Source organism: Bacteroidota bacterium, from assembly GCA_016718825.1.
Lineage (GTDB): Bacteria > Bacteroidota > Bacteroidia > J057 > JADKCL01 > JADKCL01.
In genome coordinates this window covers 239,302-262,333 of record JADKCL010000005.1, presented here as the reverse complement: position 1 = coordinate 262,333, position 23,032 = coordinate 239,302, and the positions used below count along the sequence as shown (strand labels likewise).

10 protein-coding genes are annotated in these 23,032 nt (G+C 52.8%); 1 reads left to right on the top strand and 9 read right to left on the bottom strand.

Annotated elements, in window-relative coordinates; all coding sequences use genetic code 11:
* Positions 1-66: 66 nt before the first annotated feature.
* From IPN95_07660 to IPN95_07650, 3 genes are all read right to left on the bottom strand, one after another.
* The gene (locus IPN95_07660; protein ID MBK9449281.1) at positions 67-11,583 is read right to left on the bottom strand and encodes an HYR domain-containing protein; all 11,517 of its coding nucleotides are present in this window, start codon (positions 11,581-11,583) and stop codon (positions 67-69) included.
* Positions 11,584-12,055: 472 nt separating this feature from the next.
* Positions 12,056-15,046 (bottom strand): GH92 family glycosyl hydrolase, encoded by a 2,991-nt coding sequence (locus IPN95_07655; GenBank protein ID MBK9449280.1) that lies wholly within the window; start codon positions 15,044-15,046, stop codon positions 12,056-12,058.
* Between the two features lie 96 nt (positions 15,047-15,142).
* The gene (locus IPN95_07650; GenBank protein MBK9449279.1) at positions 15,143-15,364 is read right to left on the bottom strand and encodes a hypothetical protein; all 222 of its coding nucleotides are present in this window, start codon (positions 15,362-15,364) and stop codon (positions 15,143-15,145) included.
* Positions 15,365-15,486: 122 nt separating this feature from the next.
* On the opposite strand from IPN95_07650, the gene IPN95_07645 reads away from it, so the two are divergent.
* Positions 15,487-16,239 carry a hypothetical protein gene (locus IPN95_07645; GenBank protein ID MBK9449278.1) on the top strand — a complete coding sequence of 251 codons (753 nt, stop codon included), beginning with the start codon at positions 15,487-15,489 and terminating at the stop codon, positions 16,237-16,239.
* A gap of 27 nt (positions 16,240-16,266) precedes the next feature.
* Here the strand turns inward: IPN95_07645 and IPN95_07640 are convergent, their stop codons facing one another.
* The 6 genes from IPN95_07640 to IPN95_07615 all read right to left on the bottom strand — a co-directional run bounded on the left by IPN95_07640 (position 16,267) and on the right by IPN95_07615 (position 22,954).
* On the bottom strand, positions 16,267-17,244 hold the full coding sequence (locus IPN95_07640) for an ROK family protein (GenBank protein MBK9449277.1): 978 nt from the start codon (positions 17,242-17,244) through the stop codon (positions 16,267-16,269).
* Positions 17,234-18,673, bottom strand: a complete 1,440-nt coding sequence (locus IPN95_07635; protein MBK9449276.1) for a sugar MFS transporter — start codon at positions 18,671-18,673, stop codon at positions 17,234-17,236. The genes IPN95_07640 and IPN95_07635 overlap by 11 nt, the downstream gene beginning before the upstream one ends.
* Before the next feature lie 94 nt (positions 18,674-18,767).
* Positions 18,768-19,196: a hypothetical protein gene (locus IPN95_07630; protein MBK9449275.1), complete on the bottom strand. Its 429-nt coding sequence runs from the start codon at positions 19,194-19,196 to the stop codon at positions 18,768-18,770.
* A gap of 3 nt (positions 19,197-19,199) precedes the next feature.
* Positions 19,200-19,949, bottom strand: a complete 750-nt coding sequence (locus tag IPN95_07625; GenBank protein MBK9449274.1) for a copper homeostasis protein CutC — start codon at positions 19,947-19,949, stop codon at positions 19,200-19,202.
* A gap of 153 nt (positions 19,950-20,102) precedes the next feature.
* Positions 20,103-22,121: a family 20 glycosylhydrolase gene (locus IPN95_07620; protein ID MBK9449273.1), complete on the bottom strand. Its 2,019-nt coding sequence runs from the start codon at positions 22,119-22,121 to the stop codon at positions 20,103-20,105.
* Positions 22,122-22,249: 128 nt separating this feature from the next.
* On the bottom strand, positions 22,250-22,954 hold the full coding sequence (locus IPN95_07615; protein MBK9449272.1) for an NAD-dependent deacylase: 705 nt from the start codon (positions 22,952-22,954) through the stop codon (positions 22,250-22,252).
* Positions 22,955-23,032 lie beyond the last annotated feature (78 nt).

Here is a 23,032-nt window from a genome sequence, read left to right as displayed (position 1 = left end):
AAAAGTGAAAACCGCTGAGCCCATCTCGATGATCGGCCCAGCGGTTTTTCTTTCTGTCAACCTTGCTTATTGCACGACCAACCTGAACAAGCTGCGTTGTCCTTGCTTGGAGACAACCTCGACCATATAGGTTCCGGCAGCAATTGCTGAGATGTCAAATGCCACTTCTTGTCCGAGGCTCGGCAAATTCTGCTGCACCAAGCGATGTCCATACATATCAGAGATGCTGATGGTCAAGCTTTGCGCAATCGGATTCTCCGTCCGCAGTTTGAATTCGCCACGGGCTGGATTTGGATAGATCGACAAGCCGTAGTTGCTCAGTGACGGATCGACCGTTCCAACCACAACCACGGTCATCGTATCAGACACCGCCGAGCAGCCATTTGCATCCGTGACAGACAGCGAATAGACGCCGCTGGTCAAGGCCGTATGCGTATTTGCAGTCGCTCCGCTGATGCTGCTACCACCCAGCAACCACTGGTAGGTGGTCCAAGTTTGGGTTGAGGTCAGGACGTTGCCCGAAGCCGTAAATGTCGGATTCAATGCGGCAAATGTACCAACCGTCACGGATTGCGTTCCTGTGCAACCATTGGCATCCGTGATGGTGACGGTGTAGGATCCTGCTGCCACGCCTGTCAAGTCCTCGGTCGTTGCACCATTGCTCCAAAGGAAGGTATATCCCAAACAATCGTTGCCGCCTGCGGCGGTGATATCTGCCGAACCGGTTGATGCGCCGAAGCAGGAATTTGTGGTTGAAACCACTGTTGCAGCAACAGGTGTCGGCTCAGTGAGCGTCACAGTTGCTACTGCGGTACCACCTGCGCCGTCGGTGACGGTAACCGTTGCGGTTCCGGCACCCAATCCTGTTGCGGTTGCCGTGATTTGACCATTGCTCCAGAGATAAGTATAGCTTGGGCATCCGCCACCGCCGGTTACGGTTGCAGTACCATCTGCTGCGCCGGCGCAGGAGACATTAAATCCGCAGTTGCTCACAGTTGCCGACGCCGATGCAGTGACGGCCTGCGCGACTACTGTCACGACGGCTGTACAGCTACTCGTATTCCCTGAAAGGTCAGTCACCACCAAAGTCACGGTATTTGCACCTGCATTGGCACACGTGAACACCGTTTGGCTCAAGACCAATGTGTCGACCGTACAATTGTCAGTGCTGCCATTGTCAACTGCTACAGCAGTTGTGCTGCCATTGCCATTCGCATCCAAACTCACTGTCACATTCTGGCAGCTGGCATTCGGTGCAATGCTGTCATTCACAGTGATTACAAAGGAGCAAGTTGCAGCGTTGCCGGCTGCGTCATCTGCCGTATAGGAAACTGTTGTGGCGCCCAAGGCAAATGTACTGCCTGGCGTCTGCGTACCTGAGGCATTGACTACAGCACAGTTGTCCGTTGCTGTCGGGGCCGTCCAAGAAACGATCGCATCGCAAGTGTTGGGACTTGTCGAAACCGTCGCATTGGGAGGGCAAGCAGCCCAAACTGGGGTTTCAGCATCGGCCACGGTCACCGTGAATGTACATGTAGCTGTATTGCCAGCACCATCCGTTGCCGTAAAGGAATTGGTGGTCACGCCGACGGCAAAGCTTGTACCGCTGGCACCGCCCGCAGTCTGTGCGGTCGTTGCTGAACAGTTGTCAACACCAGCAGGCGTTGTGTACACAAACACTGCGCCGCAAAGTCCTGCGTCGTTGATGGTATTGGCATTCGGAGGACACGTGATCGTTGGTAGTTCCGTGTCATTGACGGTCACTGTAAATGCACAGGTAGCGGAGTTGCTGACGGCATCCGTTGCGCGGAAGGTATTGGTCGTCACACCAACCGGGAAGGAGGCACCGCTGGCCAAACCTGCAATCTGTGTCGTCGTTGCACCTGCACAATTGTCCGTTCCGACCGGAGCGGTGTAGGTTACCGTTGCAGCGCATGAACCCACGGTGTTGCTCACGCTGATATTCGCAGGGCAAGTGATCGAAGGCAATTGGGCGTCATTTACCGTCACTGTGAATGCACAGGTGGCAGTGTTACTGGCGGCATCCGTTGCGCGGAAGGTATTGGTCGTCACACCCACGGGGAAGCTGGAGCCACTGGCCAAACCTGCGGTCTGGGTCGTGGTTGCGCCTGCGCAGTTATCTGTGCCGACCGGTGCGGTGTAGGTCACCGTTGCCGAGCATTGGCCTACCGTGTTGCTTACGCTGATATTCGCAGGGCAAGTGATCGAAGGCAATTGGGCGTCATTTACCGTCACGGTGAATGCACAGGTGGCAGTGTTACTGGCGGCATCCGTTGCGCGGAAGGTATTGGTCGTCACACCCACGGGGAAGCTGGAGCCACTGGCCAATCCTGCTGTCTGGGTCGTGGTTGCGCCTGCGCAGTTGTCGGTGCCGACCGGTGCGGTGTAGGTCACCGTTGCCGAGCATTGGCCTACCGTGTTGCTCACACTGATATTCGCAGGGCAGCTAATCGTTGGGAGTTCCGCATCGGTTACCGTCACCGTGAAAGCGCACGTAGCAGAATTACCCGAACCATCCGTTGCACGGAAAGTATTGGTTGTCACACCTACAGGGAAGGTCGCGCCACTCGGCAATCCAGCGGTTTGGGACGTTGTCGCCGTACAGTTATCTGTGCCAACGGGTGAGGTGTAGCTCGAGATTGCTCCGCAAATTCCGAGCGAACTTGAATTCGAGATATTGGCTGGGCAACTGATCGCAGGCAGGATTGGATCGATCACGTTCACCGTGGCGCTGCAAGTGCCCGTGCGGCCAGCACCATCCGTCACGGTAAGCACAACCGTATTGGAACCCAATTGAGCACAATTGAAGTTCGTCGTGTTCAAACTCAAAGCCAAGGATCCAACCGAAGTACAATTGTCGCTAGACCCATTGTTGACTGCGGCTGCCGTTGTTGTACCCGTTCCGCCTGCATTGAGGTTTACAACGACCGTTTGACATACGGCGGTCGGATCAACCAAGTCGGCAACCGTCATTGTGATTGCATTGCTTGTTGCCAAAATTGGCAGTGCACAAGGATCACTTGAGGTAACCTCGCAGGTAACGATATCACCCGTAATCAAAGTTGCGTTGGTGTAGGTTGAACTATTGGTACCTACGTTGCCGCCATTCAACAACCATTGGTAGCTTGGTGTGAGACCAGCGTTGGTCGCTGTGGCAGTGAAGCTGGCAGAACTTCCGGGGCAAATCGTGCTTCCGGGGCTCGCGACAATGCTCACTGTCGGTGTAGTGTTGGTGACCACAGTAATGGTAAGCGCATTGCTTGTGGCCAAAACTGGCGCTGCACAAGTCTCACTGCTTGTAAGTTCGCAGGTGATCACATCACCGTTCAGAAGGCCGGCATCACTGTAGGTTGATGCGTTGGTACCGACAGGCGATCCATTTTTCAACCATTGGTAGGTCGGGGTGCTGCCACCATTTACAGGAACAGCTGTGAACGTCACGTTTGTTCCAGCGCAAATTGAAATGCCCGGATTGGCCGAAATCGTCACCGAAGGTGTCAAATTTGGATTCACCACCATCGTAAGCGTGTTGCTCGTGACGGTCGAAGGGACTGGACAAACCGCGTTGCTGGTGAGCTCGACCGTAATCAAGTCCCCATTGAGCAAACCATTGTCTGTATAAGTAGCTGAATTGGTTCCCACATTGGAGCCATTCTTCTTCCATTGGTAGGCTGGCGTGGTACCGCCATTGACTGGCACTGCCGTGAAGGTCACGTTGGTACCTGCACAGATTGTGGTTCCAGGGTTGGCGCTGATCGTTACCGAAGGTGTGACCACCGGATTCACGGTCATTGTGATCGTGTTGCTGGTAGCAGTGGGAACCGTTGGGCAGGGAGCATTGGTGGTAAGGATGCAAGTGATCAGGTCACCATTCACCAGTGCAGCATCGGTATAGGTAGTGCTGTTGGTTCCAACAGGCAAGCCGTTTTTCTGCCATTGGTAGGCAGGCGTGGTGCCGCCGTTGGTAGGTACCGCTGTGAAGGTCACGCTCGAGCCCGCACAGATTACATTGCTTGGTGAAGCTGAGATGATGATGATGGGTGTCACAATCGGATCCACGGTCATCGTCACCGTATTACTTACGACCATTACCGGGTTGGCACAAGTTGCATTCGAAGTCAATTCACAGGTAACCAAGTCGCCATTGGACAATGCAGCATTGGTATAAGTCGCGGAATTCGTGCCTACGGCACCACCGTTCAGTTTCCATTGGTAGGCTGGCGTTGTCCCGCCATTGGTGATGACTGCCGTGAATGTCACGCTGGTGCCTGCGCAAATGGTTGAGCCGGGATTGGCAGAAATTGAGATAGTCGGCAAGACATCGGGATCACCTGTGCCTTGGATGCTGAAGTCGTAAGCGGCTTCGTCTGCATCATCGCTGTTGAGCGTAACCGTGGCGGTACGCAGACCTGCAGCGGAAGGATTGAACGTGACAACAAACGTCGCCGAGCTATTGCCAATGACGGTCGCTGGCGGAGCTGTTGTGACCGTAAAATCAGCCGCATTGGTTCCCGTAACGGCGACACCCGATATGTTGAGTGTCGATGTACCTTGATTTTGGATCGTGAACGTACGGGCGATTGTTCCAGTACAAGCGAAGATGTTGCCAAAATCCGTATGGTCGCCGAGGGAAGGTGTGATATCGCCATCGACGATGGTGATGGCGTTGCCGAGGATATTGATTTCCGCTGGCGCAGGAACACCGAACTCATCGGCACCAATATCAGGCGTAGACGCAGATCGCACATCGGTGTCAATGTCAGTCGGGACAGTAAGGATCGGTGTACCCAAGTTGTCCAGAGCAACGTTGCTCAACAACGGCAAGTGCAAGTCAGGCGCGCCGACAAAAACAGGCGCGATGCTCAAAGAGTTCAGGTTGCCACCAAATCCAGCTTGGATATCGGCAAGGTTGGCGCGTGCCGACCCAATGAATCCAAGGTTAGGACCAGTAGTGAAGTAGTTGTTGTAGTTGATGTTACTGAACACCGTGTTTGCAGCGCCGCCGTAGATCGCAAACCGATCCGTACCTACGGTCTGATTGTTCACGAAAATATTGTTCCGCAGGTCGATCGATGCTGCTGTCACGACTCCCGAAGTTACATTGAACGCCGCTGGTAATCCATTCACCGTCTGGCTCGTAGTCATGTTCACCGTGTTGTGGAAGATATTGTATCCACCACCTGCCGTGACAACAATTCCGTAGCCGTTGTCGTTTTCACCAGCAGAAATACTGTAGCCGTAGCTCGCTACATCGGAAACAAAGTTGTTGTGAACTTTGATGTTAGCAGCTGTAAGGGTGGAACTCAATTGGATACCGTTCGAACCCCAACCAACAGTATTTGTGCTCTTGATGTTGGATACGTTGTTACGGTCAATCGTAATGCCGCCGCTTGCTCCAGCAATTTGAATACCTGAAGCGGGACCACTTCCACCATACGACGATGTCAATGCAGAAATCGTGTTGTTACTGATGTTGGTGTTCGCTGCGGCCACGCCAGCTACATAACGAACACCCACCGGCATGGCAAGTGTACCGCTCATCGTGGTAATCGTATTTCCGGTGATGTTAGCGTTGGAAGTCCCAGTTGCGATGAAGATTGCATTGATATTCGCCGCATCAGCCGTATTGACGATGTTGCCGATGTTGTTGTTGGAGATCGTGATCCCATCAACACCTTGCGCATAGATTCCCACCAATCGGATGGAGTTTGCGCCAGCGGTATTCAGGTCGTTTTGGGTAATCAACGTACCTGCACCGTTTCCTGGCACTACAGCAGTGATGGCATAGATTCCGATGAAGGCCTTCTGAACATTATTGTTCTGTATCGTGATATTGTTGAAATAGCCTGCCGTTCCCGAGGTCACACCATCAGATACCACCACTGCGGTGTTAGTTTGGGCACCGTTGATCAGAATGCAGTTTTTCAGCGTGGAATTTATGATAGGGGTCGTACCAATCGATCCAAACCAGAATACGGATGGATTAGTGACACTCGTATTGGAGATCGTGAGGTCACGAGAATTGGTTCCACTATTGGAGCCATCCACGGTGACATAGTTGCCGAGCACCTTGATCAGCGCCGTCGTAGCCGAACCGGTAACCGTGCTTGTGGTTGCAGCTGCAGGTCTGATCGTAAGCGTATTGATCGCCGAGGCGCTTGCGTTTTGGTTGACCGTGATGGGGAAGGTCTCCGAAACCGAATAGGTTGCATCGATCAAGCTGAAAACGACTGGGCCTGTGAGACAGGCCGTGTTGTAGGCATTCACAGCAGCTGTCAAAGTCGGGAAGGCCCCTGTGACACCAACTGTATAAGTTCCGTTAAGTGTCAGACCCACAGTTGTCGTATTGGGTGTCGTCGGAGGTGTCGTAACCGTGTTCACATCGGTGGCAACCAAGCCTGTGCCAGGATTGCCGCTGACATTTGGAATCGCGACAATGTCTTGGGCAATCACAAAATAGGAAATCACGTCACCACCAGTCAAGCCACCCATGGCCGCTGCTGAGATCGTGAAGGTCCAAGTACCGTTGGTAGCGTTGCCGCTGCTCAGCACACCTTGCGTGGAAACATATCCACCGGCATTCTTTCTGAAATATACTCTTGGTTGGAGAATGCCTGCTGTAGGAACACCCTCGACGTCGGTGATGGTGGCGGTGAATGTGCGGTCGCCCGTGCTGCAACTCAATGTCAACGGTGTGTAGACAATAATGGGTGCATCAACAGAAAATTCATCGGCGCCCATATCAGGTGTTGTCAAACTTCTCGTCGCACAGTCGATGTCAGTGGTTACCGCCGGGGCCGGCGTACCAAGGTCATTGAGCGCTGCATTCGAGGCAGAAGGCAGACGCAAATTGTTCAACCCGGCAAATACTGGTGCGATGTTCACAGCGTTTGCATCACCACTTGTTGCGGTTTGCCAGTTGGCGAGGGTAGCTGCCGTGGTTCCTGCTGCCAAACCAGCCGTGGTTCCTACAAAATAGTTTCCAGGGCCCGCTCCAGCCGAGAAAAGATCGTTGTAATTGGAGGCAACCGATGTGAATGGACCCGAAAATTGGTAGCCAATGGAAACAAGGCGCACCGTAGCGCTTGTATTCCCCACCTGGGTATTGGAGAAAATATTGTTTCGAATCGTCAGGTTGGTCGGTGCGGTCGCCGCGGTGATCGCGAGACATGCCGAAACTTGCGAGGCAGCGGTAGCGCCGGTGATCGTCCCTTGCATCGAAACCGTATTGTGCAGGACATTGACGGTCGCAGAACCACCACCCAGCAAAATTCCCGCTGCGAAGTCTCCAGAAGTGCCATTTGCCGAAACTCCGGAAATCATGTTGTTGGCGATCAACGTTGTGCCCGAGGTGGCTGATGCAAGCGAGATTCCAGCTGCCGAGAACGTTCCTGAATTGATGACAGAACCAATTACATTGTGCGTGACCGTTGCATTCGTGACTTCGTTGCCCGCGGATGTGGTTGTGGACTGCGTTGCGATGAAGCCCATCGAGATCCCAAAAACGTCTGGCGAACTCGCTTGTGCAATTTCGCTGATGCTGTTGCCAGTGATCGTGATGTTGTTTTCAAATCCCACCAAAATACCGCCCTTGCTCACGTTGTTAGGAGCAGGCGTAATCATCGCGTTTTGGCTGATGATATTCCCGGTATTTTTTGCGCCTGCACTCGCACCTTGTGAATAGATACCGTATTGGAGGTTGCCAATGGCATTGTTCACAAAGGCATTGTTGTTGTTGCCATTTCCCAAACTCGTGGTTGAGATGGTCGACGATCCTGAACCGATGCCAAAAAGCGTTGTTCCAGGAGCATTGCCCGCGATATTGCAATTTTTGATTACGTTGTTAGTTGCACCATCAACACCATTATTTTGGAGCCAAACCACCGCTGAAGATGTACTGGTATTGTTGTTCACGATACCCAAGTCACGCGTCGCTGCGCTGGGTGGACAAACAGTGTTTGCCGTGTTGCCAATCGAACCGTCGATCGTCACAAAGTCAGCACCGTTCAACCGGATCAAGGCGCCGGTATTGGTTCCTGAAATGACAAATGGACCCGTTGGCTTGATTGTCAACGTGTAAGGACCTGCTGCGCAACCATTGTAGTTGATCGCATTCAGGGCATTCGATCCATCTTCTGTAATAATGTTGCCCGTGATGTTCACCAACAAGTTTCCGCTCATGCCATTCGTATTGATTTGGCTGAACAAACCACCCGCTGAAGTCAATGTGGTGATGGTTTCGAGCGGACCGACGTTGACCGTTCCGGCGAGGCCGTTGATCAAGGTATAACTGTTAATCACGCCCGTCAAAGGGAACGCACCGGCAGTCAATGCCACACTTGTGGGTGCAACCGCAAATGTGCCCGAATTGATTCCGATGTTGGGGATACCGTTTTGGTCTTGTGCGACCACAAAATACTGAATGACATCGCCAACAACCGGCGCACCGCCAAACAAAAGGCTGTAGTTGGTCGTGAAGCTAAATGGCGAACTGCCTGCGCCGGTGGCTTCGACAAATTTCCAACCATCGGTGCCGCTTGTATTGTCTACAAAAGTATTTGCGTTGCCAGCCTTTTTGTAATAGAGGCGTGGCCTTGTGCCAGCCGTGATGTCAACGAGGCTCGCATCGGTAATCGTAACAGGCGCCAATGTGCGGTCGGTCAAACAGGCAGCATTCGAAAACAAGGTATAGGAAATCGTCGGGCCGGAAACATCGGAAAGGAGGAATGCCCCTTCGTCGGCTCCGATATCCGGCGTGCTGACGTTGCGGGTATTTCCGTCAAAGTCATCTGTAATACCTGCCACTGGACTGCCGCCACTCTCGACCTGCGTGGCAATCGATGGGTCGATGTGCAGGAAGTTGGAGTTACCGCAAGTGGTGCTCAAGAAAGGCGGATTCTCAGTCACGGAGCCGTTGTCACGGGCACTGACCCTGAGTTTGTAGGCCGCCAATGTTTGGTCATTGTTCGTGCCGTCAAAGTAGATCACATTGGTGGCGCCGGGTGTGCCTGCAAAAAATAAGTTGTTGTTGGATGTAGCGCCATAGCTCGTGAGCGTTGTGGTGCTTCTACGATGGGCAGCGGTGAAGGCTGCACCATTCGCTGTGCCGAGGTTGACAAAAATATTGTTGCGCAGGGTGACGGTAGGCGTAGTGCTCACAGACACTGCACTTGAGCCAAACAACAAACCCGCTGAGGTCGCGGCAATTCTTACGGTATTGAAAGAAGCATTGACCGTGGTGCCACCTGTAATGTTGAGGCCATTGACCGGATTGGCAGCGTTTGCAATTGGGGCCCTGAGGTCGCCAATCAGGTTGTTAAACACATTTACCAAGGTGCCGCCTGAAACCAAGAGACCATTGACCGAAGAACTGGCATTGCTGCCAGACAAATTACAAATGGAATTCTTGAATACGTTTGTTGCGGTAGCTCCCGACACGACCAAGCCGCTCACAGCTGCCCCTGCTGTTGATGACAATGTGCTGATTGCATTTCCATTGATGTTGACTGCAGGGGACGTATTGGAGCAGGTAATACCCACCACTGCGCCGCCTGTGCCTGTTGAGGTTAAGTTCGTTATCGTATTGTTGGCGACGTTCAATGGGTTTCCTCCGTTGAAAGTGCTTCCAATTTGAATGCCGGTAATCGTGGATTGACCGGTGAGGTTGGTCAATGTATTGTTGGAAATATTGGAGGTTGTGCCGCCAATGTAGGCATAGTTGATCACAAGGATCGCGGAAGTTCCGCCCGTCCAGTTGTTGAACGTATTTCCAGTACAATTTTTGGAAGGGCTTGAACCTGAACCATCTGAATTATTAACACCGGTAATGCCAGTCGCTCCTGTCACCGTGATATTGGAAAAGTTATTGTTGGTCACCGTGTTGGTGGTGCCGTTGGGAGAACTTGATCCGGTCGTGGTACAGGTAACTGTGCCGCCTGCGCCAGCCTTGTTGTAGGCTGTCACGATGGCATTATTAGTAATGGTCTGCGATCCAGCTGCAGGCATCGAATAGCCATGGTTGATAAAGGTTGCACTACCCGTAGTGTTGACGTTGAGGTTGGTGAACGTATTGTTTGCAACGGTGTTGTTGAGTGGCGTACCTGTAGAGGTAATGTAGGTATGCGTAGAAGATCCGGTCACGGAATGCACGATCCCGCGGATGTCATTGCCCTGTATCGTGGTAGTACAAGTGTTTGCACCACCCGAGGATGTGATACCAGCAACGGCGCCTGAGGTTGCAGCACTGAATGTAATAATGCCCCCGATTGCGTTACCGATTTGGTTGTTGGTGATGTTGTTGGTCGTCACGATAGCACCCGTATTTGAAATGCCAGTGAGACCGCCACTCGTAGCCGTTGATGTCCAGTTGCGCAGGATGTTGCCCGTGATATTCAGCACGCCATAAGCACCCGTATTGGCAATTCCCACCATCACTGAGGATGACGCCACGCCGCTCACAGCACTGTTCAGCAAGGCGTTGTTGGTGATGTTTAATGTCGCACCTATGGATGCGGCAGCGGTGTTAGTGAATATGTGTTGAAAGGTGCCACTTGTGAAGCCGCTGCTCAAAGTGATTTGATTACTGGAGATGGTATTGGTAAAAGTTCCTATGGGTGCCGCTGTTGTAAAATCCTGTACGATACCCCGGAAGGTTGCCGCGGTCCCCGATACCGTTGCACTTGTGATGTTGTTGAAGGAGACATTGGAGGTGGTCTGATGGTTCATCAGAATACAATATGAAACACCAGAATTTGAAACGTACGAACTCAGGGCAGCCGCGCCACCCCAGTTTGTGATCGTATTCCCTGTCAGCGCGGAAGTTCCACCGACGTCATTACCACTGTCTTGGTTGGCAGCGGTGCCCGAACCGATGAAGGCAATACCCATGTTCACGTTGCTGATGGTATTTCCATAAACGCGGTTGCCACTGTTGGGTGCCGTGGTATTGTTGGTGATGTCCGCAGTGGTCGTGGGTACCGTGGCACTGTGTCGCGTGTTGCTGTAAATGCCCCAGGTATTCGTGTACGTGCGGCTCAGCGAGATGGAGTTGCTGGCAAATGCGTTGTTTTGGCTGCCATCCGTGGTTGAAACATACAGCAGGGCGATGCCCCACTCCGTCATGGTATTGCTTGCCGCCGGCGTGTTCACCGTATTCAGCGGATTCTCGATCATCACAAAACCCTGAATGCCAATGTAGTCGGCACCGACGAGCTTGAAGATCGCATCCGTCAACGATCCCACCGTGAGCGCTGCAGAGGCAGTCACCGTATTGCCGTTACCGTTGATCTGTACATTGTTGGCAAGGCTCGTAGGAAAAGTGCCTGTGATCAAAATATTGGAACCCGCACCACCAATCACGTAGCCACCTGCAGGAGCAGTTTGCGCATTACCCGGAAGCACGTTGAAGATCACCCCGCCTGCACCCACACCCTGCACGTTCAGGTCGGTGATCGCAGCATTCAAATCGGGGTAATCACCCGGAATGTTTTTCGTGCCGGTCAACTGTGCTTGCGCAAGTCCAGCGAAAAAAATGGTAGCGAGTAGTAGATATATTTTTCTCATACGAATAATGGTGATCATTGGAAACTAGTGGATTGAATGGTTGAGTGCCTTGTCCGCAGCGAACATGGCTTCCAAGGAATTAAGTAGGCCCAATTCTTCATTGAAGGGCAGAAACCGTCCATGCGGATTCATCCAGCCTTGTTTTTGGGGGCCAATTTTAACTTCAAGCATATCTTGAGACGACAGGTTTGTCGAGAAGCGGCTTATTATTTAGAAAGTAAGCAAAAGAAAGAATCGTAGGAATTCTCATGGCACGAAGCTACGGAAATAAAACTCCGAACTTAAAATAACCTTAGAGCAATAAAGATCATCCAGTGAACCCCGCACCTGCAATTGTTCAACAAAATCGTCACCCTGTTGATGGGAATGGCGTTTGAAACTCGAAATCACCGAGGAAAAATATTCCAAAAGTGACGGTTGCAAGACAGTTAGACAAACGCGGCACCAGTTCGTCAGACTTCCAAATTCCCGATTATTCTACGACGATCTCATCCGCAAAGATCCAGGCATTGCCGCCCGCTCCGAGGTGCCAAGCAGGACATTTACCGTAATTCACGGCTTTGATCTTAACGTACCTGAGCGGCATCTGACCTGTTTTCATGACAAATTCAGTTCGAATAGCCCCATCTGAAGTGTCCGCCACCATCGTGTTGCGTACAACCTTGATGCTACCAAAGTTCTTCCCATCGTCGGAAAAGGCAAACTGCACTTCCCTGGGCATCCAAATCCAGGAATTGATGTCTTGCAAGAATCCCACTTTGACGGTGCTGACCTTTGTCGGCTTGCCAAGGTCCACCACCACCTCCATGTCATGCTGATAACCCTGCCAACGGCCAGTGCGGAAATTCAACGGACCGCGAAGGCCATCAATCAGGGCATTGTCGCCGCCAGCGGCGTATTGGTTTTCATATTTGGAAAGCAGCTGAAGCTTGCGGTTCGGGTCGATTTTGAAGAATTCGGCGCGGGCAACAGGACTGACGTTGCCACTTTTGTCAACGCAAATCGCTTGCAGAATTGTATTTTCCTTGATTTCGAAGGGTCTTGCGTAAGCGGGCGATGCCTGTGTGGGCAGGCTCCCGTCTTGCGTGTAGCGGATGGTCGCGCCCGGCTCCGCACTTACACTTGCGATGCGCACGCTCAGCGTGTCCGTGAACGTCTGCGAACGCGTCACAAAAAACGGCACCGGCGCGATTTGTGGACCATAGATTTCGCTCGTGGGGCGACGTGGATGGCCACCTGCAAAGCAGATCGCGGTTCGGTCCGGTATCGGCGCCTCCCCCATTTCAAATTCCAGTTTGCCACCCTCCATGATCGTTTTGTGGTCGATCACGAGGCCTTCAAGTCGCTTGCCGTTGAGCTTCGCAGATTGCGGAAAAGGCTTGCCTTTGTCCGTTCCGGGCGCAAGAATCTCAAACTGTTTTCCATTTTCCAGATGGATGACCACCCGCGGGAAAATCGGGGCAATAACATGGTATTCAGGAACTCCCGGTGTCACGGCATACAGCCCCATCGCGCTCATGACATACCAGGCACTCATTTGCCCGCAGTCTTCGTTGCCACTGAGGCCGTCGGGTTGGTCGTGGTACATTTCGTTGAGAATCTGGCGAATGCGTTCCTGGGCTTTCCACGGCGAATCGGTGAAATTGTATAACCACGCCATGTGGTGGCTCGGTTCGTTGCCATGCGCATACTGTCCGATGAGACCCGTGATGTCGGCCTGCTCGCGGCCCGTCGTGGCTTTTTCGGCCGTGAAAAGCTTGTCAAGGTGGGCTTCAAGTTTGTCCTTGCCGCCCATCAAGGTGATCAGGCCTTCGATGTCTTGCGGCACGGCCAAGCTGTATTGCCAGGCATTGGCCTCGGTGAAGTTGAAATTGACCTCCCGCGGATCAAACGGCTCCTGCCAGCAACCATTCATCTTGGCCCGGAAAAAGCCCGTCTTGGGGTCGAATAGGTTTTTGTAATACTGCGCCCGTTTGTAAAAAATCACAGCAATCGAATCATGCCCCATGGCCTTGGCCATTTCGGCGATGCACCAATCATCATAGGCATATTCCAAGGTTTTGGAAACGCTTTCGGCCTCGTCACCTGCCCCGATATGGCCCTGACGCTTGTAAAATTCGAGTCCGAAATGGTCCATGTCCGCGCTGTGCACCATCGCCTTCAAAGCCAATTCGGCATCAAAATCCCGCAGGCCCTTCATGTACGCATCCGCAATTACCGAAACGCTGTGGTAGCCGATCATGCATTCGGTTTCATTCCCGGCGAGCTCCCAAACCGGCAACCGACCACCGTCTTGGTACATCCGCAAAAAGCTGCGAATGAACTCCCCCGTGCGCTTCTGCTCGATCAAGGTGTACAGCGGATGCGCGGCGCGATAGGTGTCCCAAAGCGAAAAAACGGTGTATTGCGGATCCTTCGCCGAATGAATTTTGCCATCCATTCCTCGGTATTGGCCATCGACATCGCTGAAGAGGTTCGGGACGATGCTCGTGTGGTAAAGCGCCGTATAAAAAATGCGTTGCTGCTCCCGAGTGCCGCCTTCGATGTCGATTTTGCCCAATTGCTGTTTCCAGCTATCAATGGCTTTTTGTTTGGTTCCTTCGAAGTCCCAGCCGGGAATCTCGGCTTCGAGGTTTTTGCGGGCACCTTCGATGCTCACGGCGCTGAGGCCAACTTTGATGAGCACACTTCCTCTACTACAAAGATCAAAATTGACCTTTTGCAGGTTTGAAACCATGGAATCTTGCGGAAATTCATCCTTCCAAGGCCCCCCACAACGAAATGGCTGATTAAACGCCATGACAAAAAACAATTTCTGATCCTTCGCCCAGCCCGACGAAAAGCGATACCCTTCGACGACAGAGTCATTCACGATTCGCATTCCGTTTGCTACCGTCACATCGCGGTAGCCCAAATCGAGGACCATTTGGCTTTTGTCGCATCCTTTACCGAAAGTGTAGCTGTGGAATCCGCAATGAGGTGTCGCTGTCAATTCTACTTTGGCGCTGTCCTGCACATTTTGCACCGTGTACCAGCCCGGTCCAGCGCTTTCATTCGTCTTTCTGAAAGCGTACATGTCAGCCGGCAATTCCTTGCCCTGCTTCTCAAGCTTGTCTTCGTAGCTCAACCGGCGCGAAACTGGAAACAACTGGATATCTGCATAGTCACTTACCCCCGTACCACTTAAATGTGTATGCGAAAATCCAAGAATCAAGCTGTCGGAAGCATGGTACCCGGAGCAGCCATCCCAACCATCCCGACGTGTATCCGGACTCAATTGCACCATCCCAAACGGCACCGTCGCACCCGGATAGGTATGGCCATGTCCGCCCGTGCCGATGAAAGGGTTGACCAAATCAATGGGATTTTCGGAAATCGGCGTTGTCTCCTTGCAGGCATTGAGCAACAAAGCCGATGCGAAAAGCAGCAGCACCCAAGAAATGGCGAAAGTGGATTTTGGCATAACTACAAAGATGCCGGATTTGAGGGGAATGGCAAGTTGGTTGTTGGGGTTGAATAAGGCAATCGATCCAGACCAAAGTGACGAGGACCCCGAACCTTACAAGTGTTTGATTTCTTCCAAGAACTCCTCGATCGGCGTACCGACCTCTAACCTCGCCTCTTCCTGACGACGTTGGATCAGGTCCAATAGATGCTGTGGCGTCGGCTCAGATTCCTCCAACACGGCGCGCACGCGCTGCAATTTGGCTGGATCTTCTACGGCCATCAGCATCTGCAAGGTCTCAAGCTTGAGCGACAAAAAGCTATCTGCAACTTTCATGGTATCGAAGATAAGGAAAAGTCAATTTTGTTTCGGTGGCTAATTATCAGCTAACTTGACATTCATAAGGGTAAGCACAAAGTTTCAAATTGAACACAAAACGCATCCTATGGATATCAGCGATGGCCGCCAACGCCGTCATTGCCTGCAATTCCCCCAAACAACATCAAGTTTGGATCCAACAATTGAGTGCAGGCCAACGCGAACTGTATCCAGGGAAAATGCAAATTCTTCCCGATTCAAAACGCGAATGGGTTGGAGACAGCGCGATGAGGACAATGGCGCCCTATCCATTGTTGGCGCAAAATCCAGCATTGCTCAAGGAGAAACTTGGCCTCGAACTTGACGCGCAAGCCTTGCAAGACATTGAAATGGCAGTGGAGCACTGGTCCAAAGGCAATTGGCAGCAAGAGCAGGGTTACCAAACAAGCCAAACTTGGCGGGCAGAATCCCCTTTTGCTCCTGGCGCAATGGGTTTGACAGCGGAGGAATTCCCCCTCGAGAGACCATCCCTATTGCATCCTTCGGACTCAGCATTCCTGGAAAATCCGCGCCATACGCCTGCATGGCCACAAGTCAGCTTTCGCAGCTTGCGCATCATCCGCAAAAGTCCGCTATGCTTGTTGGCAGTGCATGGCGAAATGTGCCACGCATCGCTGTACACCAATTTTCACGACTACCTTTTCTACAACCGCAATGGCCTTTTGAGGGCGATGGTTCACTTGGAGGATGCTTGCGAGGATGGGAGAGCTTTCGCTTATGCCCGCTATCAATGGAGCGACAGCTTGCAAATTGAGCGATTGGATGTCTGGTCAGCCGATGAATCCATAGAAACCATGGAGGTCCATGCACGTCAGGACATTTATCAATGGTAGAATAGGCTGGCGATGGAAAATCCCCCCTCAATTCCCCCCAACCGGCACACAAAACGTTTTCCAAGCCAGCGCCGCAGCGCCTAAAATTGCAGCCGACCTGCCCTGAAGGGCCGAAGGCAGCAATTGGGTGCGTCCCTTGAAGACGCCCAATACGTTTTCTTCCAAGGCACGCCTTGTCGGGGCGAGCAATACATCCCCTGCGCCGGAGACGCCGCCGTAGAAAAAAATCGCCTCCGGACTCAGCAAGGCCACGGCATCCGCCAAGTGCCGTCCGAGCAATTCGCCAGTGAATTCAAAAATTTCCTGCGCAATCGGATCGCCTTCCATCGCAGCTTGGGCCACATTTTTTGGACTTAGTTTTTCTGCCGAAAGTTGGCGCAATTCGCTGGGATATTTGCGGCCGGTGAGAATCTCCACCGTCGTCTGCCGGATGCCACGCGCACTCACATACGCCTCCAAGCAGCCGCGCCGCCCGCAAGTGCACAAGCGCCCGTCCCGTACAGCGATCGTATGCCCCATTTCGCCGGCAAATCCGGAATGCCCATAGAGCAATTCGCCATTGACGACGATGCCACTGCCCAAACCTGTGCCGATGGTGATCACCACAAAGTTTTTCATGCCGATTGCGCCACCATAGATCATTTCGCCGATCGCGGCCGCGTTGGCGTCATTGGTAAGGACGCAAGGTACGTTCAAGGCTTCGCTGAACATCGTACGCAGGTCCACATTGCCTTTCCAGCGCAAATTGGGGGCTTCTTCGACCATCCCCGAATAAAAATTCCCATTCGGAGCACCCAAACCGACGCCACACAAATCGCCATTGCCGCCCATATCGTCGATGCGACAGCGGATCTCATCGGAAAGTGCCTGCACCAACCCTTGTGGCTTTTCAAACGAACGCGTTGAAAACCGCATCTCCGACAGGATTTCGCCACGTCCATTGACCAATCCCAACGTGGTATTGGTCCCCCCGATATCAGCCCCGATTACGATTTTATCTTTCATAAGCCTGCGCTTGAATTCTCTTTCGTCCGATTCCAGCCCCGATCCAGCCATAAAATGCAAGGTACAGATAACATGCCGCTGGAACGACATAAGAAAGTTGAAAACTGCCAAAACTGTCGGCCAAGGTTGCCTGCAATGGAGGTACCAAGGCACCCCCGACGATCGCCATCACCAACAACGAACTGCCTTGACTCGTGTATTTGCCCAAATCCGCAATGGACAAGGAGAAAATATTGCTCCACATGATCGAGTTGAACAATCCGGCGCCGATCACACACCAAGCTGCGAGATGACCGCTGCCGAATGCCCCGACCATCAGCAAGACGATATTCACCAGCGAAAAGATTCCCAACGTGCGTGCAGGCGCATCCCGACCCGCCAGCAATCCGACGTAGGTGACCAGCAAAAGCAACAAATAGATACCCAATTCGGTCAAGGGAAGTGTTTGGTAGGAGAAAACGCCGCCTTCTGTTTTGATGCCGGTGACGAAGTAGATGAAGAAAAAACATGCCGCAGCAACCACGGCCATGTAGACCGCCTTTTTGACCGTTTCCAAAGTTGTACTCAGCGAAATGGCCCCCAACAACCTGCCGATCATCAATCCTCCCCAGAAAAAAGGCAACATTCCGGTGGCTTGCTCCTTGGTCATCCCGAGGACATTCGGATCGCGCAGAAAATCAATGAGAAAGGTCCCGGTGGACACTTCGGCGCCCACATAGACAAAAATCGCAATCACGCCGAGAACGAGGTAGGGAAAACGCAAAACGCCGAGGCCTTTTTCGGCTTTTTCTTCATTTTTGAAGGGCGGCATCGCGGAAAACGCCACAAAAGCAGCGCAAATCACAAACAAGGCCGAATAAATCAAATAAGCGGAGGCGACGGCCGTCGGACTCTTGTCCCCGGTCGAAAACACCTTGAAAATCAGAATCGCGGCGACCAGCGGCCCGACCGTGGTACCCAACGAATTGAAGCCTTGGGCAAAATTCAAACGTCCCGAGGCGGATTCAGGGCTACCCATGATCGCAGCGTAGGGATTTGCAGCAATTTGGAGCATGGTCACACCCGCAGCAAGGACAAACAGCGCAAAAAGGAAAAACCCGTAGGAGGCCATTTGCGCTGCCGGATAAAACAAGGCACAGCCAAGTCCGCAACCGAGCAAGCCAATCACCATCCCCGTTTTGTACCCAATGCGGTTGATCGGGTCACCCATCGTCAGCGAAACGATGTAGTAGATGATCGAAATCACGAAAAATGCGCCAAAAAAGGAAAACTGCACCAAGCTCGATTCCAATGCGCTAAGCTGGAAAATGCCACGAAAGGTGGTCACCAACACGTCATTTGTGACCGTGATGAACCCCCACATGAAAAATAGCAAGGTGAGCAATGCAAATGCGCCCCTGTAATCGCGTGATGTTTCGTTTTGTGCCATTCAGCAAATTCGACTTCATCGAAGATAGCGAGTTTTTTGCAATCTAAAACGATAAAGCTGAAGTTTTCTTACATGCCGTTCTAGCGAACTGGCTTCAACTCATCTCAATCCGCGTCTTCAAAAACTCAAAGTACTTTTTGTCCTCCCCTTCGAAGATCTCTTCGCCGGCCAATCCATAGGCGCGGGTCAGTTCATCGGCGGCGCGGTCGAGGTCGCCCAGTTCCCATTGGCATTGTCCCAGACGGAGATGGAGAAAGGGGTTGCCGATGGCGTCGGGCAAATGCATGGCATTGGCGAGGTTGTCGCGGCCTGCAGCGAAATCGCCGCCCATGAAATTGGCATCGGCAATGGCGCCCAACACCCACAAGGAAGCTTCCCAATCGGCCTTTGGTTCGGGGATCAAGTCATAAGCCTCCCAGTATTTGCGGATCGCATCTGCATATTCGCCGCCATCTGCCAAGGCATCGGCCTTTTCGCAGAGAGTCTCAATTTCTTCGTACACTTTGTCGCTCAATTCAGCCATTTTCTATCTTTTTTCAGTGAAATATTCGGTCAAAACTGCCTTGAGTGCAGCCACCTTTTCAGGGGCAGGTACCCAGGTCTTGGTTTGTTCGTTGGATTGCCAGGTCGGATGGAAGGTCATTTTGCTCGGTTCCTGACGAATGGCAGAGAGGTGAAACTCGACTGCGCCGGTAATTTCAGCAATACCGCGGACATTGTCGGCGGTGACACCGCCTCCGGGCATCACGATCAACCGGTCCCCGGCTTGCTTTTGCAACCATGCCAAATTCTCCGCGCCCTCCTGCGCCGAACCCGCCAAACCGCTTGCCAGCAATCGGTTGCAACCCGTCTGCAACAAATCCGCCAAGCCGGATTCACGATCCGTCACGCGGTCAAAGGCCCGGTGAAAGGTCACCGGCATCGGCGCTGCCGTTTGCACCAACAGGCGCATCCGCGCAACGTCAATCCGCCCATGGGGCAGCAAGATGCCCGCTACGATGCCCGCGGCTCCCATCTCCCGCGCTGCTTCTGCTTCGATCAACAGCGTTTCAAATTCGGCATCGGTGCACAAAAAATCGCCCCCTCGTGTGCGCAGGAGCACATGCACAGGAATTTGCACGGCCAAACACACGCTCGCAAGCAGCCCGCCCCCGGGCGTAAGTCCGCCCAAATCCAAGCCGCTGCATAACTCAAGGCGGTCTGCACCTGCTGCTTCAGCCGCCAAGGCGGCATCCAGACTGTCAACTACTGCTTCTATTGTAAATTGGGAGGGCATAATTAGAAATGAAAAATTAGAAATTAGAAATTAATTGCCTGCTTGTTGCAAACTGAAAACGTCCATGAAACCGCCGATTACTCATGACTTTCAAGGCTGCTAACTACGTCAACACTTCCTGATGTGCTACCTTATCCTATTCTCATTTCTCATTCATTTCCCCTTGTCCCAAATCTTCGCCACAGCATCCACGATTTGAATTTCGCATTCTTGGACGGGTGTGCGGGCTTTTTCGATCGTGAGGCGGTATTGATCCTTGCGTGCGGCATCGGATTGGCCCTTTTCGAGCATGTCGAGCAGACCGATTCCCACCGTGCTCAGGTCTTGCAATTGCTGCGAGATCGGCAACATCGGCCGGATGGCAGGCGCGTTGGCTGCCTGATTTTCGAGCTCCTTGTGGTTGTTGCGGAAGACATCGAGCCAATTTTTCACGACCATTCCCTGAATCGGGTCTGATTTGGCGAGGAATTCATCGACGGCGCGTCCAAACTCCCGCGGCAATTCCGGATCGGGCACACACATGTCAGGAAGGCGGGTCAAGGGCGTTTCCGTCGAATAGGCAATTCCTTGGCCATGCCGTTTGTACCCCTGCAACGGGCCAATGACCGCGCACAATGTCCGCAGCGGACCCGTTGTCTCGCCAGCCAAGGCACGGCGCATGAGCACCTCGGCGTAACGCAAGTGCGTGAGTCCCAATTCCTCGAGATTCAAGCTCACCTTCGCGAGCCGGCGGTACATATCGGCGACGTCCTTGACTTCCGCAGGTGACCAAAGCCGCTCGGCAATCGCGCAAGTACGCGGCCAAATCCGTGAATCAATCGTCTCCGGGGAAACCAATTCGGCCCACATCGTCGCCTCGCCGCCCAAAACATGGGCTTTTGCTTTGGCATCCAACACCACATCGGCCGGCAATGGATCGTGCCCGTAGTGGAAACTCGCCGACTGACAAAGGTCGATGTAGTAACCGCTGCTGAGCATCACGTCATAGCCTGCATTCGCTGCCTTGATCAGAGCTTCCTTGCCGCGCCAGCTTTGGATCACGATGTTGGTCGGCATCGAAGGTTGCAAAATTTCGTCCCAGCCAACCATGCGCTTGCGGTTTTCCGTCAGGATTTCAAGCAGACGCTGGTTGAAATAGGCTTGAACGGCATGGTTGTCGGCCAAGCCTTTGTCCTTTTTAAGTTGATTGACCTCCGCATTTTTCTCCCATTGCTTGCCTTCGTTTTCGTCACCGCCGATATGGAAATATTCGTCGGGAAACAGGGCGCACATTTCGGTCAGGAATTCGTCCAGGAATTTGTAGGTGGTTTCATTGGCGGGGTTCATGGCGGGGTCAAATACCCCGAATTTTTTCTCGATCGCGTAAGGTCCCGGCGCACTTGCGAGCTCGGGATGGCCGACAAACCAAGCAGTGCTATGACCGGGAATGTCAAATTCGGGTACCACTCGAATGCCACGGGCATCAGCGTAGGCGATCACTTCTTTGACTTGCTCTTGGGTAAAATAATCGCCGTTGGAGCCCATTTGATGGAGCCGGGGGAACTTTTTGCTTTCGATGCGGAAGCCTTGGTCTTCGCTGAGGTGCCAATGAAAGACGTTGAGCTTCATTGCGGCCATGCCGTCAAGGTTGCGTTTGATCACATCCATCGGCTGCCAATGGCGGCAAACGTCGATGAGCAGTCCGCGCCAGGGGAATCGCGGCGCATCTTCGATGCGGCAAGCGGGAAAATAAAAGCCTTCGCCATCCACACTGAGCAATTGCAGTACAGTTTCCATTCCCCGGAGTGCGCCGATATCGGTCACCGCCTCGAGCATCATACGTGAAGGGGTAATTACCAATATATAGGACTCATCCTCATGGAGTTTGAGTTCCCCGGGGTGGTCGATCAGGACATTCAAACCATCGACCGGAAAGGAAATGGTGTTGGGAAAATCAGGAATATTGAGGCCGGTGCGTCCGTCGAGACGTTGCAAAAACCGCCGTACACCATCGTCCGCACGGGTGGGAGTCTTCTCTCGAATACTTGCCACGAACTTGGCGGTGACGCGAAATTTCCCTGTGCCCGGCTTGACGACTTTGGGGACAGGCATCAATTGATCCAACTGCGCAAACATTGCATTGGCTGAAAGCAGAAGGATCAACGAAAAGACAAGAACCTTGATTCGAGGCATTGACGGTGGATTTTGCTGGAAAATTAGGCAAAAATAGGGCCATAAAACAGCCATGCGCGACTTTGAGGGGTCACGCATGGCACTATTTCCCCGAAACGGGGATGTCAAAATTCTACAAAGCGGGAGGTTTATTCAGAAAGCGCGATGAGCTCCTGCATGATTTTGGCCATGCCCGTGGTGGCGGGTTCCTCGATAAACCGGTACTTGGAGCCGGAAACCATGTCGGGTTTGTTGGGATCCACGATGAAAACCGGTGCGTTTTTGGGCGCATAGGTCACCAAGGTATTCGCCGGATAAACCACGAGCGAGGTGCCGACCACCAAAAACACATCTGCTTCCCTCGAAAGGTAAACAGCGTTTTGAAACTCTGTCACATCCTCGCCAAACCAAACAATGTGCGGGCGCAGTTGCGAGCCACGTTCGCATTTGTCGCCGACCACGATGTCCTTGCCGCCTTCCAAGAGATACAACAGCTTGGGATCGAGGGTGCTGCGGGCATAGAGAATCTCCCCGTGCAAGTGCAGGATTTTGGTCGAACCGGCCCGCTCATGGAGATCGTCGATGTTTTGCGTGATGATTTGCACGTCGAAATACTGCTCGAGGTCCGCCAAGGCTTTGTGCCCGGCATTGGGATGGCATTTCACCATCTGCCTGCGCCGTTGATTGTAAAATTCGAGGACAAGCTCGCGGTCCTTTTGCCAGCCTTGCGGAGAGGCAACCTGGGTCACGTCGTGGCCTTCCCAGAGGCCGTTGCTTCCGCGAAAGGTCGCGATTCCACTTTCAGCGCTGATGCCCGCGCCGGTGAGCACTACAAGTTTCTTTTTCGTTTTCATTTGCTTTTCGTTGGCAGATCACCTCTCAGAATTTGCTTTCATTCGGGGATTCGCCATCGCAAAATTAATGCAGGAACT

Excerpts from the sequence above, each read along its gene's own strand:
- IPN95_07660 (MBK9449281.1), bottom strand. The coding sequence starts at position 11,583 with ATGAGAAAAATATATCTACTACTCGCTACCATTTTTTTCGCTGGACTT.
- IPN95_07655 (MBK9449280.1), bottom strand. The coding sequence starts at position 15,046 with ATGCCAAAATCCACTTTCGCCATTTCTTGGGTGCTGCTGCTTTTCGCA.
- IPN95_07650 (MBK9449279.1), bottom strand. The coding sequence starts at position 15,364 with ATGAAAGTTGCAGATAGCTTTTTGTCGCTCAAGCTTGAGACCTTGCAG.
- IPN95_07645 (MBK9449278.1), top strand. The coding sequence starts at position 15,487 with ATGGCCGCCAACGCCGTCATTGCCTGCAATTCCCCCAAACAACATCAA.
- IPN95_07640 (MBK9449277.1), bottom strand. The coding sequence starts at position 17,244 with ATGAAAGATAAAATCGTAATCGGGGCTGATATCGGGGGGACCAATACC.
- IPN95_07635 (MBK9449276.1), bottom strand. The coding sequence starts at position 18,673 with ATGGCACAAAACGAAACATCACGCGATTACAGGGGCGCATTTGCATTG.
- IPN95_07630 (MBK9449275.1), bottom strand. The coding sequence starts at position 19,196 with ATGGCTGAATTGAGCGACAAAGTGTACGAAGAAATTGAGACTCTCTGC.
- IPN95_07625 (MBK9449274.1), bottom strand. The coding sequence starts at position 19,949 with ATGCCCTCCCAATTTACAATAGAAGCAGTAGTTGACAGTCTGGATGCC.
- IPN95_07620 (MBK9449273.1), bottom strand. The coding sequence starts at position 22,121 with ATGCCTCGAATCAAGGTTCTTGTCTTTTCGTTGATCCTTCTGCTTTCA.
- IPN95_07615 (MBK9449272.1), bottom strand. The coding sequence starts at position 22,954 with ATGAAAACGAAAAAGAAACTTGTAGTGCTCACCGGCGCGGGCATCAGC.